Origin of the sequence: Thiobacillus sp. SCN 63-57 (assembly GCF_001725555.1) — a bacterium.
GTDB lineage: Bacteria > Pseudomonadota > Gammaproteobacteria > Burkholderiales > Thiobacillaceae > Thiobacillus.
Genome location: NZ_MEGP01000013.1, coordinates 99,724 through 115,269, shown reverse-complemented (window position 1 = coordinate 115,269; position 15,546 = coordinate 99,724). Strand labels below are relative to the sequence as shown.

Annotated in this window: 15 protein-coding genes; 5 read left to right on the top strand and 10 right to left on the bottom strand. The window is 65.0% G+C overall.

The annotated features are described in order from the left end of the window. The first annotated feature begins 89 nt into the window (after nt 1-89). Together ABT23_RS06215 and ABT23_RS06210 are read left to right on the top strand one after the other, a co-directional pair. Nucleotides 90-1,043, top strand: a complete 954-nt coding sequence (locus ABT23_RS06215; RefSeq protein ID WP_296632675.1) for a DnaJ C-terminal domain-containing protein — start codon at nt 90-92, stop codon at nt 1,041-1,043. A 3-nt stretch (nt 1,044-1,046) separates the two neighbouring features. Next, on the top strand, nt 1,047-1,364 hold the full coding sequence (locus tag ABT23_RS06210) for a chaperone modulator CbpM (RefSeq protein WP_296632672.1): 318 nt from the start codon (nt 1,047-1,049) through the stop codon (nt 1,362-1,364). Here the strand turns inward: ABT23_RS06210 and ABT23_RS06205 are convergent. From ABT23_RS06205 to ABT23_RS06190, 4 genes are all read right to left on the bottom strand, one after another. Beyond that, the gene (locus ABT23_RS06205; RefSeq protein ID WP_296632668.1) at nt 1,361-2,350 is read right to left on the bottom strand and encodes an NAD(P)-binding protein; all 990 of its coding nucleotides are present in this window, start codon (nt 2,348-2,350) and stop codon (nt 1,361-1,363) included. The genes ABT23_RS06210 and ABT23_RS06205 overlap by 4 nt on opposite strands. Nucleotides 2,351-2,509: 159 nt before the next feature. Beyond that, a complete protein-coding gene (locus ABT23_RS06200; RefSeq protein WP_296632665.1) occupies nt 2,510-2,938 on the bottom strand; it encodes a GNAT family N-acetyltransferase in 429 nt (142 codons plus the stop codon). 2 nt (nt 2,939-2,940) lie between these two features. Continuing rightward, nucleotides 2,941-4,278 (bottom strand): MFS transporter, encoded by a 1,338-nt coding sequence (locus tag ABT23_RS06195; protein ID WP_296632662.1) that lies wholly within the window; start codon nt 4,276-4,278, stop codon nt 2,941-2,943. Next, on the bottom strand, nt 4,278-6,074 hold the full coding sequence (locus tag ABT23_RS06190) for an ABC transporter ATP-binding protein/permease (protein ID WP_296632659.1): 1,797 nt from the start codon (nt 6,072-6,074) through the stop codon (nt 4,278-4,280). Before ABT23_RS06190 ends, ABT23_RS06195 begins: the two co-directional genes overlap by 1 nt. Nucleotides 6,075-6,157: 83 nt before the next feature. On the opposite strand from ABT23_RS06190, the gene ABT23_RS06185 reads away from it, so the two are divergent. The 3 genes from ABT23_RS06185 to prmB are packed head-to-tail and all read left to right on the top strand — an operon-like array spanning nt 6,158 to nt 8,595. Continuing rightward, nucleotides 6,158-6,505, top strand: coding sequence for an ArsC family reductase (locus ABT23_RS06185; RefSeq protein ID WP_296632656.1), 348 nt, complete (start codon nt 6,158-6,160; stop codon nt 6,503-6,505). Nucleotides 6,506-6,511: 6 nt separating this feature from the next. Further along, a complete protein-coding gene (gene dapE, locus ABT23_RS06180) occupies nt 6,512-7,672 on the top strand; it encodes a succinyl-diaminopimelate desuccinylase (protein WP_296632653.1) in 1,161 nt (386 codons plus the stop codon). A 20-nt stretch (nt 7,673-7,692) separates the two neighbouring features. Further along, nucleotides 7,693-8,595 carry a 50S ribosomal protein L3 N(5)-glutamine methyltransferase gene (gene prmB / locus ABT23_RS06175; protein WP_296632792.1) on the top strand — a complete coding sequence of 301 codons (903 nt, stop codon included), beginning with the start codon at nt 7,693-7,695 and terminating at the stop codon, nt 8,593-8,595. A gap of 21 nt (nt 8,596-8,616) precedes the next feature. Here prmB and ABT23_RS06170 read toward each other — a convergent pair whose 3' ends face one another. From ABT23_RS06170 to ABT23_RS06145, 6 genes are all read right to left on the bottom strand, one after another. Further along, nucleotides 8,617-10,845: an EAL domain-containing protein gene (locus ABT23_RS06170; protein WP_296632650.1), complete on the bottom strand. Its 2,229-nt coding sequence runs from the start codon at nt 10,843-10,845 to the stop codon at nt 8,617-8,619. A gap of 96 nt (nt 10,846-10,941) precedes the next feature. Beyond that, entirely contained in the window at nt 10,942-11,403 is a 462-nt protein-coding gene (locus ABT23_RS06165; RefSeq protein ID WP_296632647.1) for a hydrogenase maturation protease, read from the bottom strand. After that, nucleotides 11,400-12,698: a nickel-dependent hydrogenase large subunit gene (locus ABT23_RS06160; protein WP_296632644.1), complete on the bottom strand. Its 1,299-nt coding sequence runs from the start codon at nt 12,696-12,698 to the stop codon at nt 11,400-11,402. Before ABT23_RS06160 ends, ABT23_RS06165 begins: the two co-directional genes overlap by 4 nt. Beyond that, complete coding sequence (locus tag ABT23_RS06155) at nt 12,691-13,494, bottom strand: sulfhydrogenase subunit delta (RefSeq protein WP_296632641.1); 804 nt, start codon at nt 13,492-13,494, stop codon at nt 12,691-12,693. Before ABT23_RS06155 ends, ABT23_RS06160 begins: the two co-directional genes overlap by 8 nt. Further along, complete coding sequence (locus ABT23_RS06150; RefSeq protein WP_296632639.1) at nt 13,494-14,342, bottom strand: FAD/NAD(P)-binding protein; 849 nt, start codon at nt 14,340-14,342, stop codon at nt 13,494-13,496. The genes ABT23_RS06155 and ABT23_RS06150 overlap by 1 nt, the downstream gene beginning before the upstream one ends. Continuing rightward, entirely contained in the window at nt 14,339-15,457 is a 1,119-nt protein-coding gene (locus tag ABT23_RS06145; protein ID WP_296632637.1) for a 4Fe-4S dicluster domain-containing protein, read from the bottom strand. Before ABT23_RS06145 ends, ABT23_RS06150 begins: the two co-directional genes overlap by 4 nt. Nucleotides 15,458-15,546: the final 89 nt, after the last annotated feature.

The window sequence follows — 15,546 nt, the reverse complement described above, 5'->3', positions numbered from 1 at the left end:
CCTTGCCCCTCACCCTGTCGCGGCTTCCGGTCCGCTGGGGGCGTCGCCTATAAATAACGAAGCGCTCGCCGCCACAACAGGGAAACCGCATGCAATTCAAGGATTACTACCAGACGCTGGGCGTGGCGCGCGATGCCACGGCAGACACGATCAAGAAGGCCTTCCGCAAGCTCGCACGCAAGTATCACCCGGACATCTCCAAGGAAGCCGACGCCGAGTTGCGCATGAAGGAGGTGAACGAGGCTTACGCCGTGCTCTCGGATCCGGAAAAGCGCGCCGCTTACGATCAACTGGGGCGCGGCCATCGGCCGGGCGAGACGTTCCGCCCGCCGCCGGACTGGGACGCCGGCTTCGAATTTACAGGCCAGGCTTACTCACCCGGCGAAACCGCCGATTTCAGCGACTTCTTTGCCGAACTGTTCGGCCACATGGGCGGTGCGCACGCGGGGACCCGCCATGCCCGCGCCGGCTTCCGGGCACAGGGCGAGGATCACCATGCCAAGGTGCTGCTCGATCTGGAAGACAGCTTCACCGGCGCCACCCGGCAGATTTCGCTGCGGGCGCCGAAAGTGGACCCTCAAGGCCGGGTTCAACTGGAAACCCGTACGCTCAACGTGAAGATTCCCAAAGGCGTACATGCCGGCCAGGTCATCCGTCTCGCGGGCCAGGGCGCCCCCGGGATGGGCGGGGGCCCAGCCGGCGACCTGCTGCTGGAAGTGCAGTTCAAGCCGCACCCGCGCTTCCGGGCGGAAGGCCGCGATCTGCACCGGACCCTGCCGGTAGCGCCGTGGGAAGCTGCCCTTGGCGCCATCGTCGCAGTGGATCTGCCGCAGGGCAGCATCAAGGTACGGATCCCCGAGGGCGCCCAGAGCGGGCGGCAGTTGCGCGTGCGTGGCCATGGCATTCCCGGACAGCCGCCCGGCGACCTGCTGCTCGATCTCCAGGTGGTGCTGCCGCCGGCCACGACGCCGAGGGCGCGGGAGTTGTATGAAACGATGGCGCGCGAACTCGCGTTCGATCCGCGCGCGCAGGAAAAGGATTGAGCCATGCAAGACGACGATATTCTGATCGGCTGCCTGATGGAGGATTCCTGGCTGACGCTGGAACAGGTGGCCGCTGCCTGCAGCGTGGAGCCCGTCTGGCTCATCCGCCATATCGAGGAAGGCCTCTTCCCGCATGCCGAAAGCGTGGCAGGCACCTGGCGGTTTTCCGGCGCCAGCCTGCTGCGCGCGCGGCGCATGCGGCAACTGGAGCGTGACTTCGACGCCGTGCCGGAACTTGCCGCCCTGGTGGCCGACCTGCTGGAGGAAATGGACACGCTGCGGGCGCTGACCCGCCAGGCCGCCCCTGGAAGGGATCGCTAGATCAGGAGTTCTTCCCGGGCCTGAACCAGCGCCTGGGCCAGCCGCACGCCGCTCTCCCACGCCCGCTCGACCCCGACGCCAGCAATGCCGTCGCCGATCAGGGCGACCCGGCTCTCGCGGTCGCTGACCCAGAAGCCGCCGACCGAGGTCTGCGGACGCGCATGGCGCCACAGGTGCGAGGCTTCGATCTCGACCGGCCACGGCAGTCCCAACAGGCCCATCAGTGCCGAAGCCGCGCGGTTGCTGGCCTCCATCTCCGAAGCTTCCAGGTAGGTTTCGGCGAATTCGTGGCTGCTGTGCACCGCCCACAGGCCGGGGCCGTCGGCCGTCTGGCGTACCGCCAGATTCAACAGATGGTCGTCGAACTTGATGACGTCCGCCGCGGGGCCACCCTCCCAGCGCATCAGGAACGACCAGATCGGACGATAGCGCACCTCGCCCAGGCGCTCACGCAACAGCGGCAGCGCATCGAGCATGGGAATGGCCTGCGGCGTGGGCACGCTGCAGATCACGCAGTCGTAGTCGCCGTGCACCTCGCCATTCTCGAGGATGATCGTTCGCGGCTGCAGGGTCGCCACGCGTGACTGGGTGTGCAGGCGGGCATCGCCGAGCAGTTTGCGAACCAGCTGCGACGGTTCGATGGTGGGACGGAAATGGTTTTGCAACTGCGCTTCCCCCCACGAGATGGTGGCGCGTCCCTGCCAGACGTTGCCGCGAACCGGTGCGGCCCAGCCCTGTCGCACCCAGTCGCGCAACTGGCTGCGGAAAGGCTCGCGCTTGGCGGAGATGAACGGGGTACCCAGCGTAGCCCAGCCCTGTTCCGTACGCCGGGTCGACAGGCGCCCGCCCGCGCCACGCGCCTTGTCGAACACGTCGACCTCCCAGCCCGCCGCGGCGAGCGTGCCTGCACAGCTTGCACCCGCAATCCCCGCCCCAACGATGCCTGCCCTGAGCCCTGTCGAAGGGCCTGCCCTCAGTTTTGTCATGCCTTTCCATCCTTGTATATGACCACGCGACGATCTCCCGTATCGCCGTGGGGGAGCGCACGGCGCATGGCGCGCGCGGCTTCCCGTTCCATATCGAACTGTATCAGCAAATTCTTAAATGCCGATTCAAAAACTCTGCTCAGACTGATACACAAGCGCTCAGGCCAATACCCTCTGCATGGCCACATGCGGAATGCCGGCTTCCTCGTATTCGGCACCTTCGGCGACAAATCCTGCGCGGGCATAGAATCCTGCGGCATGGGTTTGTGCACTGAGTCTGAGCACGGTCTGGCCGCGCGCCTGCGCGGCGCGCAGGATCCGATCCAGCAAGGCCCGGCCCACGCCGCGCCCGCGCCAGGCCGGCAGCACGGCCATGCGGCCGAGGTGTCCGTCGGGCAGCAGGCGGGCGCAACCGATGGGCGAGCCATCCCCGGCCAGGGCGAGCCAATGCGTCGAGACGGCATCGTATTCATCCCATTCCAGCGCTTCCGGGACTCCCTGCTCGTCGATGAACACGGCGCGCCGCACGGCGCCGAGGCGTGCCGCATCGCGGGTCCAGTCGGTTTCTCCAATCGTGAAGGCCGTCATCGCTACGCGCCGATGCGGGCGAACCGCCGCGCGGCACGATGGCCGCGCGCCGCTTTCACGCCGACCAGCATCCATAGTCCGGCGACGAAATAACAACCGGTGATGAGCAGCGACTGGCGGTGGTCGCCCTGCGTGATCCAGCTCGCAATCCCATAGGTCAGCGGGCCGACGATCGACGCCAGCTTGACCGCCAGGCCCCACAAGCCGAAGAATTCGGCCTCCTGTGCCGGTGGCGCCAGCAATCCCACCATGGCCCGCCCGGCCGATTGCGAGGCCCCCATGCACAGCCCGGCCAGATTGGCCGCCACCCAGAACATGCGTTCGTCAGGCGCGGCCCAGGCCAGCAGCACCATCACGATCCAGCCGACCAGCGTGAACGCAATCAGGCGCACATGGCCGACCCGATCCTGCACATGACCGAAGACGAAGGCGCCGACAGCCGCCGTGATGTTGACCACCAGCACCAGCAGGATGGTTTGCTGGGTGCTGAAGTGAAATGCCTGGTTGGCGTAGATTGCCGCCAGCGTGATGACAGCCTGGATGCCGGCCTGATACAGCACGGTGCAGACGAGAAAGCGCTTGAGGTCGGGCAGGTATTCCAGATGGCCGAGCGTGTGCCGCACCTGGGCCCAGGCGTTGCGCGCCGTTCGGTCGCGTTGTGGCACGGCACGCTCGCGCAACATCAATAGCGTCGGCAAACTCGCCAGCAGGAACAGCGCGGCGGTGATCAGCATGGAGACCGGAACGAAGGCCGCGGCTTCCTGGCCATGCGCCTGCGCCCAGCTGATGTAGGCGAGGCTTGCGCCCAACGACACCAGCCCGCCCACGTAGCCGAGCGACCAACCCCAGCCGGATACCCGGCCCAGTGCACGCGGCCGCGCGAGTTCGTTCAGGAATGCGGCGATCAGGTTTTCGCCGGTGCCGAAGAAATAATTGGAGAGCACCAGCCCCACGATGGCCAGCGTCAGTGCGCCAGGCACGGCAAAATACAGCAGCGCGGTGAAGCCGACGCAGCCCAGCGTGGTCAGCCACAGCAGCATTTTCTTGTTGGCGTGGGCATCGGCATACGCGCCGATCAGCGGTGCCGTGAGCATCACCAACGCATAGGAAACCGACAGCGCGAGCGTCCAGACGAAAGTCGCCCACGGCGCGTTGCCGGCCACCGCCGCGACGAAATAGGCGCTGAACACGGCCGTGATGACGACCGTCGTGTAGCCCGAATTGGCGAAGTCGTACATCGCCCATGCCCAGACTTCGCGCCGGCGCACGCCGGGTTGCAGCAGGCCTGTCCTGAGCGGAGTCGAAGGGCCTGTCCTGAGCGGAGTCGAAGGGCTGCTCATCAGGCGACTTCCTCTTCGGCCTGCTGCTGCAATGCCCACATGTGGGCATATACGCCATTTTTCGCCAGCAGATCGGTATGTCGTCCGCGCTCGACGATGCGCCCGCCTTCCATCACCAGGATCTCGTCGGCCTCGACCACGGTGGAGAGGCGGTGCGCGATGATGAGGCTGGTGCGGCTGCGCGCGATTTCCAGTAGCTCGGCCTGGATAGCCTTTTCGGTCTTGGTGTCGAGCGCCGAGGTGGCCTCATCCAGAATCAGGATGGCCGGATTCTTCAGCAGCGTGCGCGCGATCGCCACACGCTGCTTCTCGCCGCCCGAGAGCTTCAGTCCGCGCTCGCCCACCACCGTGTCCCATCCCTGCGGCAGAGCTTCGATGAAATGCAGGATATGCGCGGCACGCGCGGCTTCGAGTACCTCGTCGCGGCGGGCGTCGGGTCGGCCGTAGGCGATGTTGTAGTAGATGCTGTCGTTGAACAGCACGGTGTCCTGCGGCACCACGCCGATGGCGGCACGCAGGCTGTCCTGCGTGACCTGGCGGATGTCCTGGCCGTCGATGCGGATGCTGCCCGCGCCGACATCGTAGAAACGGAACAGCAATCGTGCGAGCGTCGACTTGCCGGCGCCGCTGGACCCCACCGCCGCCACGGTCCTGCCGGCGGGGATGGTGAAGCTGACATCATGCAGGATCGGTCGGTCGGCGTTGTAGGCGAAGCTCACATGCTCGAACCTCACCTCGCCCGCCACCACGTCGAGGTCGCGCGCATCGGGGGCATCCTCCACCTCGCGCGGCCGCTGCAGTAAGGCGAACATGCGCTCGACGTCGGTGATCGACTCCTTGATCTGGCGATACATCACGCCGAGAAAGCTCAGCGGCTGGAACATCTGCAGCAGGAAAGCGTTGACCATCACCAGATCCCCCAGTGTCAGCGTACCGTGCACGACGCCGTTGGCGGCGCGCAGCACCATCAGCGTCACCCCGATCGCGATGGTCCCGGCCTGGGCGGCATTGAGCATGCCCAGCGAGCGCTGCGACTTCAGCGCCATGTCTTCCCATTCGATCAGGCTTTTGTCATAGCGCGCGGCCTCGTATTTTTCGTTGCCGAAGTATTTGACCGTCTCGTAGTTCAGCAGGCTGTCGATGGCGCGGCCGTAGGCCTCGGAATCGAGGGTGTTGGCGCGGCGCACGAACTGCGTGCGCCATTCGGTGATGGTCACGGTAAAGCCGATGTAGGCCGCCAGGGTGATGAGCGTCAGCACCCCGAACACCCAGTCGAGCTTGACGAACAGGATGCCTGCGACCAAGAGGATTTCCAGCACCGTGGGCGTGATGCGGAACAGCAGATAGCCGACCAGGCTGGACAGCGCCTTGGAGCCGCGCTCGATGTCGCGGGTGATGCCGCCGGTCTGCCTTTCCAGATGAAAGCGCAGCGACAGCGCGTGCAGGTGCTGGAACACCGCCATGCTGATGCGTCGCATGGCGCGCTGCGTGACCTTGGCGAACACCACGTCGCGCAGGTCGGCAAAGGTGGTGCTGACGAAGCGCAACAGACCGTAGCTGACGATGAAGGCCAGCGGCAGCACCAGTTCGGGACGCGGCTTGTTCAGGGAGTCGATGATGTCCTTCAGCACCAGCGGCACCGCCACCGAGGCCAGTTTGGCGCCGACCAGCAGCGCCAGTGCCAGCAATACGCGGCCGCGAAATTCCCATAAATAGGGAAACAGGCGGCTGATCGAGCGCAGGCTGGGGTCGCCAGGCGGCGGCGGGGGCGAATGGGAATGAACGGCGGGATGCATCAGGTCGGGTAGAATTACGAATTCGGTTTTTCCTGATTTTACGTCCGATGCGATGCATTCCGGCAGCGGACAAAAACAACGGCATGAAGCTCTACGGTATTCCCAACTGCACGACGGTGAAAAAAGCACGCGCCTGGCTCGATGACCATGCGTGCGACGTCGTCTTCCACGATTTCAAGAAACAGGGCGTCGACGCGACCTGGCTGCGCAAGGTCGTCGCGCAGGTCGGCTGGCAGGCACTGGTAAATACGCGCGGCACGACCTGGCGCCAACTCACCGATGCGGAGAAGGCGGCGGTCATCGACGATGCCAGTGCGATCGCGCTGATGCAGGCCTACCCCAGCGTGATCAAGCGGCCGGTGCTGGAGCGAAACGGGAAATACCATCTCGGCTTTGCCGAAGAACAATATCAAGCCTTGTTCGGAGAATGAAACTGCATGGCCAATGAAACGCCCGAGAATGGAATCCTTGCCAACGAAACCTTGGCGCTTGCGATCGAACTGCTCAAACGCAAATCGCTGACGCCAGACGATGCCGGCTGCCACGACCTCATCGCCGCGCGTCTGCAGAAACTCGGCTTCCACATCGAGCGCCATTGTCACAACGGCGTCGACAATCTATGGGCACGCAAGGGCACGGCCGCACCGGTGGTCTGTTTTGCAGGCCATACCGACGTGGTGCCCACCGGCCCGCTCGAGCAATGGCTATCCGATCCCTTCGAGCCGACGGTGCGCGACGGCAAACTGTACGCGCGCGGCGCCGCCGACATGAAGACCTCCGACGCCGCGTTCGTCACCGCCACCGAGCGTTTCATCGCCGCGCATCCCGGGCACAGCGGCTCGATCGCCTTCCTGCTCACCTCCGACGAGGAAGGACCGGCCACCGACGGCACGGTGAAGGTCGTCGAAGCCTTGAAGGCACGCGGCGAGACACTCGACTACTGCATCGTCGGCGAACCCACCAGTGCCGCCGAGTTCGGCGACACCATCAAGAACGGGCGGCGCGGCTCGTTGTCCGGCACCCTGCGCGTCAAGGGCGTCCAAGGTCACATCGCCTACCCGCACCTGGCCAAGAATCCCATCCATCTCGCCGCACCGGCGATCGCCGAGCTCGCCGACACCATGTGGGACGAGGGCAATGCCTACTTTCCACCCACCACCTGGCAGATCTCCAACATCCACGCCGGCACCGGCGCCACCAACGTCATCCCCGGCGTGGTCGAAATCCAGTTCAACTTCCGCTTCTCCACCGCCAGCACCGCCGAAGGCTTGATGGACGCGGTGAATGAAATCCTCGACAGTCATGGCCTCGATTACGAAATCGACTGGAGCCTGTCCGGCAAGCCTTTCCTCACCCCGCGCGGCCCCCTGTGCGATCGCCTGAGCGAAGCCATCCACGAGGTCACCGGCCTCACCCCCGAACTGTCGACCACCGGCGGCACCTCGGACGGACGCTTCATCGCCGACATCTGCCGCGAAGTCGTCGAGTTCGGCCCGCTCAACATGAGCATCCACAAGCTGAACGAACATGTCGCGGTGGAAAACATCGAGCAGCTGGCGGCGATCTACCAGAAGACGCTGGAAAAACTGCTGGCTTGACCCTGACCAGAACCCGCGCGATGAAACACTTCGAAGACACCGAATCCCTGATCACCGTGCGCGACTGGCTGCGCTTCGCCGTGTCGCGCTTCAACGAGGCCGAATTGTTTTTCGGCCATGGCACCGACAATGCCTTCGACGAGGCAGCCTATCTGATCCTGCATACCCTGCACCTGCCGCTCGACCGGCTCGAACCCTTCCTCGATGCCAGCCTGACGCACGGCGAGTCCGAGCAGGTGCAGGCGGTGATCGAGCGCCGGGTGCGCGAACGCCTGCCTGCCGCCTACCTCACCCACGAGGCCTGGCTGGGCGCGCACCGTTTCTATGTCGACGAGCGCGTGATCGTGCCGCGCTCCTTCATCGCCGAGTTGCTGCACGAACAGCTGGCGCCGTGGGTGGACAATCCGGACGAGGTGACGCGTGCACTTGACCTCTGCACCGGCTCCGGCTGTCTCGCCGTTCTCGCGGCGCTGGCCTTCCCCAACGCGGAAGTCGATGCAGTCGACCTCTCGAAGGATGCGCTCGACGTCGCCGCAAAGAACGTTGGCGATTACGGTCTCGCGGACCGTATCGAGCTGGTCGAATCGGATCTGTTTGCGGCGCTGGACGGCCGGACCTATGACGTCATCGTCAGCAACCCGCCCTATGTGAACGCCGAATCGGTTGCCGCGCTGCCGCCGGAATACCAGGCGGAACCCGCGCTGGCGCTGGGCTCGGGCGAGGACGGCCTGGATGCCACCCGGAAGATTCTGGCCGGCGCCCAGGCCCACCTCAATCCCGGCGGCCTGCTGGTGGTCGAAATCGGCCACAACCGCGAGGCGCTCGAAGCCGCCTATCCTGCCCTGCCCTTCACCTGGCTCGACACCGAGAGCGGTGACCAGTACGTGTTCATGCTGCGGCGCGAGGATCTCGCCGGCCGGTAATCAGGCCGATCCTGACGCGCGCTACCGGTCCAGCAGCGCGACCAGCTGGTCCGCCGCCTGCGGCCGGCTCATCAGATAGCCCTGACCGAATTCGCAACCGTTCTCGCGCAGGAAGTCATACTGCTGCGAGGTTTCGATGCCTTCGGCGATCACCTCCAGCCCGAGTCCTTTCGCCAGGGCCAGAATGGTCGTGACGATCTGGGTATCGCCAGCCTGGTCCGGGATCCGGCGGACGAACGACTGGTCGATCTTGAGCGCGTGAAACGGCAGCTGCTTGAGGTAGCTCAGACTGGAATAGCCGGTGCCGAAGTCGTCGAGCGACAGTCGCACTCCCATGCTGCGCAGTTTGTCGAGACTGCTGCGAACCTCGTCGTTCATGATCAGCATCACGTTCTCGGTAATCTCGAGTTCGAGGCACTCCGCAGCCAGGCCGGTACGCGCAAGTGCCTGGGCAACCGATTTCACCAGGCGCCCCCCTTCGAACTGCCGGGTCGAGACGTTCACGGCCAGCGTCAATTCGGCAGCCCTGCCCTGCTTCTGCCAGGCGTGCAATTGAGCGCAGCCGGCCTCCAGCACCCATTCGCCGAGCTGGACGATCAGGCCGGTGTCTTCGGCGGCTGAAATGAATGCGCCGGGCGGCACCAGTCCCTGGTCCGGATCGTTCCAGCGCAGCAGCGCCTCGAGCCCGACGATGCGCCCGCTTTCCAGTTCCACGATCGGCTGGTAATGCAACAGGAATTCGTCGCGTTCCAGCGCCTGGCGCAGGCGGGTGTCGAGCGTCAGCCGCTCCACCACGCGCGCGGTCTGCTGCGCGTGATAGAACAGGAAGCGATTGCCGCCTTGTTCCTTCGCCTGATACATGGCCGTGTCGGCATGCTTGAGCAGCGTTTCCACCGACGATGCGTCGTCGGGATACAGTGCAATGCCAATGCTGGCGCTACTGTATATCTGGGTGGCGCCGATATCGATCGGCATGGCAAGACTGTTCAGCAGACGGGTGGCGACCAGTTCGGCATCCGTCTGCACGTCGATATCGGATACGATCGCCACGAATTCATCGCCGCCGAAACGGCTCAGATGATCGTGCGCGCGCAACACCGATTGCAGGCGCTGGGCGACCTGCTGCAGCAAGAGGTCGCCTGCCCCATGACCGAGTCCGTCATTGATGTTCTTCAACCGGTCGAGGTCGATGAACAACAGGGCCAGTCGCGCTTCGCTGCCTTGCAGGGCGGACAGCATTCTTTCGAGTGCGGTGCGGAAACCTTCGCGGTTCGGCAGCTGCGTCAGCCCGTCGAAATAAGCCAGCTGGTTCAGGTGTTGCTGGGCCGTTTCACGCTGCTGGATTTCAGTCTGCAGCAGATCGGCACGGCGCTGCAGCTCGCCCGTCTGCCGCTTGACCTGGTAGCGCAGCAAGCCGACGATCGCCAACGCCAGGACGAACAAGCCTGCGACCGCAGCCACGGCCCACGACAGCCAGCTGGGATAGCGCGTTTCAGGCGCGGCTTCGAGCCAACGCCGTAGCGACGCGTAATAGGCCGACCCGGGATCAGCCTTGAGCGCAGCCAGGTCCCGATCCAATGCATGCAGGAGGGCGGGATCAGCATGCTTCGGGGCGGCGTAATGGACGAAAATGGGATTGAATACGATGCCGGTCGCGACCATGTCGTTGGGGTGGACATGCAGCGCCGCGAACACCCGGTTCACCGCGCCTGCATCAGCCCGGCGTTCGATGATCGCCCGCAACACATCCGCATAGGTATCCACGTAGACCGGCGTAAATCCCGCGTCGAACTGCTTCGCCAAATCGATCAGCGCCTGGCTGTGCGTGCTGCCCCGCATGAGCGCGACCCGCTTGCCCTTGAGATCGGGCAGCGACTCGATGCGGGACCGGATATGGCGGAACACCATGCCCCAGTTTCCGATCAGGCTCTGCTGGCTGAACTGGAAGCGCTTCGCACGTTCCTCGCTATAGGCAATCCCCACAAGCAGATCGATCTCGCCCTTGTCGAGGCGGGAAAGGAGATTGTCGAAGGAATCGGGAACGTAGGTGATCCGCCAGCCTTCCCGATCCGCCACCGCACGGATGACGTCGATCGCGATACCCTGGGGCGGCACACCGGGCGTTGCCGTGACGATGGGAGGATTGTCGGCCACGCCGACCCGGACAGGAATCCCGCCTTGCACGGCCATTGCCGGCGAGCCCGACAACAACCAGAACAGACAGGCCTGCAGAAGAATACGGAAAACCACGCAAATAAATCCCTGTAGATCAAACCACGCCAGGTGCCCTGGCTGTTGCGGATGTAGCCTAACCTAATATCCAGCCCGGTACTAAGCGCGAACCGGCTAGCGAGACGCGGTGGCCAAGTCGGCAGCAATGTGTCGGGCAAGTTGTCGTGCGGCTGCCTGGATGTCGTCGCCGGCCTCGCCGCCGGGGCAGGCAAGCGCGATTTCGATGCCATACAGATCGAGCCGGGGCGGCAGGATACCGAACGCGCGCGCCAGCGACAGCGCATCGAGCACGCCGAGCCCGTGGCTGGATAGACCCTGCGTGTAGCCCGGCCACGCATCCTGGTCGAAACGTTTGATGCGGCCAGGCCGATCGCCGCTTTGCATGGCGTCGACCAGGATGACCCAATCTGCCTGTTCCAGCAGGCCGATCAGGCTGGCGCCGGGCCTGTCCAGCTTGTCGATGGCAAGTTCATGCTCGCCCTGGACACCGCAATCCGCCAAGGCATCCACGGTCAGCCAGCCGGCCTGGTCGTCGCCCGACGGCGAACCGATGCCGAGGATGCGGACCTTGCTCATATGCGCGCGACATTCATCCGCAAAAAATGGGTGGCGCAGGAAATACAGGGATCGTAGTTGCGGATGACTTTTTCGCAATGCAGGCGCAGCACGTCGTCCGGATGGTCGAGCCCGAAATTCAGCAGCGACAGCCGCAGGTCCTCCTCGATGCGGCCCTGGTTCTGGCTGGTCGGCGGCACGATGCGCGCGTTGACGACGCGGCCTTCGGCGTCCATCTCGTAGCGATGCCACAGCAGTCCGCGCGGCGCCTCGGTGCAGCCGGTCGTCACGCCGGCGCGCGGCGTGGCGGGCACCCAGGGCGAGTCCGGCACGCGATAGCCGTCGAGCAGACGTAGCGCTTCATGGAGTGCGAGCCAGATTTCCACTGCACGTGCCAGCAGACTGTGAAACAGGTTGCGGCTGGGCAGCACGAAGCCGATATCGGCAAGCAGCGCCCTGATCGCGCCGGGCAGATGCGCGTGGTTGAGGTTGAGGCGCGCCAGCGGCCCGACCAGATACGGCTGCCCGTGATAGGTGCTGAACAGTGCGGTGGAATGCGGTTCGTGACGCTCGGCGAAATGCGCGTCGAAGGCCTCCGCCCCGATACGCAAGCCATCGCTGGTCCCGATCTCGCCACGCTCGATGGCGTAATCGCTCAAATTCTGCGTCGCCACCGACACGAAAGCCTGGTCGTCCTGCGGCACCGGAATGGTGGCGGCCCAGCGGATCAGCGCTTCGGCCTCGGGCAGCGCGGCGTGCAGTTTGTCCCGCATGTCGCGGATGCGCGCCAGCGAGGGTGCGCCATGGAAGCCGCCGATGCGTACCCCGACCGGATGCACCGAGCGGGCGCCGAACAGGTCCATCAGCTCGTTGCCCAGACCCTGGATCCGTAGCCCGCGACGCACCTCGTCCGGCGCGATGCGTGCCAGTTCGATGGCGTTGCCGCAGCCGAAGAAATCCGGCGCCGCCAGCAGGTGGATGTGCAGGCTGTGGCTCTGGATCCATTCGCCGCAGTAGAACACCCGGCGCATGGCCTGTGCCCACGGGCTTAACTCGACATTGAAGAGTCTTTCCAGCGCCTGCGCCGCGGTCACCTGGTATGCCACCGGACAGATGCCGCAGATGCGCGCCACCATGTCGGGGATCTCGGAGTAGTGGCGACCTTCGAGGAATTTCTCGAAGAAGCGCGGCGGCTCGAAAATACGCAGGCGAAGTTCGGCGATGTCACCCTGCTCGATGCGTAAATCGAGCGCGCCCTCGCCTTCCACCCGGGCAAGCACCGGAACGTGGATCGCCACGCTGCGCCGTTCAGTCATGCGCGCCCATCCTCAGTTTGTCGGCGGCCGCGAGAAACACCGGCGCCTGGCTGTTGATCGACTGAAAACGCCGCACGATGGCCTCGGGCGTCAGCCCCAGATGGCCGAACTGCATGGCCAGCGCATCGGTGTTGGCATTTTCTGCCGGGCCATAGCAACCATAACAGTCGCGGCCGAGACTGGGACACAGTGCGCCGCAACCCGCCCGCGTCACCGGCCCCATGCAGGCGATGCCGTGGGTCACCATCACGCAAGGGTAGCCCTGGCGCTTGCATTCGGTACACACCTTGTCGACGTTGTCGCGCGGCGTCACGCCGAGCAGGAGGGCATTGACCACCGCCAGCATCTGCGGTCCGCTGACCGGGCAGCCCCATAGCTCGAAATCCACTTTCACATGGCTGGAAATCGGCGTCGAGCGTTCCAGGCTGGCGATCGCCTCGGGATGGCTGTATATCTGCGCCACCCATTCCGCGCCCTTGGCGTGGTTGCGCAAACCCTGGATGCCGCCCGAGGTGGCGCAGGCGCCGATGGCGATCAGCAGACCGCTATGGGCACGGATGCGCTGGATGCGTTCGAGATCTTCCGGCGTCGACACGCTGCCCTCGACGAATGCCACATCCACGCCGGTATCCGGATCGAGCGGCCCCGCTTCGGCAAAGTGCACCAGATCGATCCGCTCGGCGAGCGTCAGCAGCGCCTCGCCGAGATTGAGGAAAGACAACTGGCAGCCGTCGCAGGAACTGAACTTGTGCACGGCCACGCGCGGTTTGCTCGAGTGAGCGGTCTGCAGGCTCATCAGAACCCCTTGTGTGCGAGCAGGGCCTTGACCTCGCTCCAGTTGAACACCGGGCCGTCGCGGCAAACGAACGCCCCTCCGAACTGGCAGTGGCCGCAGCGGCCAACCGCGCACTGCATGTTGCGCTCCATGCTGAGATACAGGCGCGACTCGGGCAGGCCGCGTGCCAGCAGGGCATCCCCTGCACTGCGCATCATGCCTTCCGGCCCGCACATCATGGCCACGGCACAGCCCGGATCGAAATTGGCCAGGCCGAACAATTCCGTCACCCGCCCGACATGCCAAGGCCACAACGCGGCCCCCTCGCTGGCCGCCACCAACACCTGGGTATCCGGCAGTTTCGCCCAGCGGTCGTATTGCTCGCGCCAGATCAGGTCTTCGGCATGCTTCACGCCCTGGATGATGACGAGCTTGCCGAAGCGTTCGCGCCGCCGCAGCACGTAATGAATCACCGACACAACCGGTGCGCAGCCGAGGCCGCCTGTCACGAGCACAACATCGCATCCGCCGACTTCCTGCAACGGCCAGCCGCGTCCGAACGGTCCGCGCAGCCCTACCCGATCGCCCGGTTTGAGTGCGGCCAACCCCCGGGTGACGCGTCCCAGTGCACGGATGGTGTGGCCGACGAGATCGCGCTCTTCCGGATCCGACATGATGGAAATCGGGACTTCGCCGACGCCGTAGAGATACAGCATGTTGAACTGGCCGGGCGCAAAACGGTAGGCCGCCTGCGCGGCTGCATCATCGAGCCGCAACTGCAGCGTGAAGATGGTCGGCGACTCCTGGATGCGCGCCAGGACGGTGGCGGCATGCGGAGGGCCGGCATCGAGACGGTTCGACATGTTCATGGCTGCCCCTCGGTGAGGGCGGCGACTTCCTCGGTCAGGTCGATGCCGACCGGACACCAGGCGATGCAGCGGCCGCAGCCGACACAGCCGCTGCGGCCGAACTGGTCATGCCAGGTGGCCAGCTTGTGGGTCAGCCACTGGCGATAGCGGCCACGGATGTCGGCCCGTACGTTGAAACCGTGTAAATGGCCGTGCGACTCGACGAAGCAGGAATCCCACATTCGCGCATGCTCGCTGGCCGCGCCGTCGAGCGCCAGGGTGTCGGCCTCGGCATGACAGAAACAGGTGGGACACACCGCCGTGCAATTGCCGCAGGCAAGGCAACGCGCCGCCACCTCGTCCCAGCGCGGATGTTCCAGCCGGCTCATCAGACTGTCGCGCAAATGACGGCTCGGCAGGCCGCGGGTCTGGACGGCGGCGGCGGATGCGCCCTGCTGGCGGGCCGCCTCGATCTGTTGCGGGGTGGCCAATACCAGGTTCAGATCATCCAGCACCGCTTGTCCCTGCCCGCTGCCCGCCACGATGACAAAACCATCCGCCAATTCTGCCAACGCAAGATCATAGCCGGCGGTCGGGGTGGGGCCATCGCCGGTCGACACGCAAAAACACGTCGACGCCGGCTCGGCACATTGCACGGCGACCAGGAACAAGTTGTCGCGTCGCTGCGCATAATGCGCGTCGCGCCGGTCTTCGCGCAGGAAATGCGCATCCTGCAAGGCCAGCGCCGCCAGGTCGCAAGCGCGCACGCCGATGATGGCTTGCCGGAGAAGCGGCGGGTGGTCGGCCGTAAACTGCAGCTTGCCCGCCTCGTCGCGTTCGACGCGCCACAGCGATTCCTTCGGTGCGAAGGTGTGCGGTTTGATGGCCTGGGGGCCGTTGGCCCAGGCGAAATAGCGGTTGAGGGGATCGGACGTGAGCCGATAGCGGCCGGGCGTTTGCTCGGCCTGTATCCCGCGCGGCAAGTCATCCGGCGGTTCGAGTTCGCGCATGACGATGGCACCCTGCTCCACCGTGGGTCCCAGGCATTGATAACCCCGCTCCCTGAGCCGGGCCAGCAGGGAAGGCAACTGCGCAAGCGGCAGAAATCCAGCACGGTCGGATTGGGAAGAAAGCATGGGCCGGACGCCTCCGCTTGGTTTTTTACATTGGTTTTTTACAGTGTATGCATAAAATCGCAGGCAGAACAAATAGTGTATGCCACTGC

Coding starts and splice junctions, on each gene's coding strand:
- ABT23_RS06155 (WP_296632641.1), bottom strand. CDS start 13,494: ATGAGCCTGCAGACCGCTCACTCGAGCAAACCGCGCGTGGCCGTGCAC.
- ABT23_RS06145 (WP_296632637.1), bottom strand. CDS start 15,457: ATGCTTTCTTCCCAATCCGACCGTGCTGGATTTCTGCCGCTTGCGCAG.
- dapE (WP_296632653.1), top strand. CDS start 6,512: ATGGCCAATGAAACGCCCGAGAATGGAATCCTTGCCAACGAAACCTTG.
- ABT23_RS06190 (WP_296632659.1), bottom strand. CDS start 6,074: ATGCATCCCGCCGTTCATTCCCATTCGCCCCCGCCGCCGCCTGGCGAC.
- ABT23_RS06215 (WP_296632675.1), top strand. CDS start 90: ATGCAATTCAAGGATTACTACCAGACGCTGGGCGTGGCGCGCGATGCC.
- ABT23_RS06150 (WP_296632639.1), bottom strand. CDS start 14,342: ATGAACATGTCGAACCGTCTCGATGCCGGCCCTCCGCATGCCGCCACC.
- prmB (WP_296632792.1), top strand. CDS start 7,693: ATGAAACACTTCGAAGACACCGAATCCCTGATCACCGTGCGCGACTGG.
- ABT23_RS06205 (WP_296632668.1), bottom strand. CDS start 2,350: ATGACAAAACTGAGGGCAGGCCCTTCGACAGGGCTCAGGGCAGGCATC.
- ABT23_RS06185 (WP_296632656.1), top strand. CDS start 6,158: ATGAAGCTCTACGGTATTCCCAACTGCACGACGGTGAAAAAAGCACGC.
- ABT23_RS06160 (WP_296632644.1), bottom strand. CDS start 12,698: ATGACTGAACGGCGCAGCGTGGCGATCCACGTTCCGGTGCTTGCCCGG.
- ABT23_RS06210 (WP_296632672.1), top strand. CDS start 1,047: ATGCAAGACGACGATATTCTGATCGGCTGCCTGATGGAGGATTCCTGG.
- ABT23_RS06165 (WP_296632647.1), bottom strand. CDS start 11,403: ATGAGCAAGGTCCGCATCCTCGGCATCGGTTCGCCGTCGGGCGACGAC.
- ABT23_RS06200 (WP_296632665.1), bottom strand. CDS start 2,938: ATGACGGCCTTCACGATTGGAGAAACCGACTGGACCCGCGATGCGGCA.
- ABT23_RS06195 (WP_296632662.1), bottom strand. CDS start 4,278: ATGAGCAGCCCTTCGACTCCGCTCAGGACAGGCCCTTCGACTCCGCTC.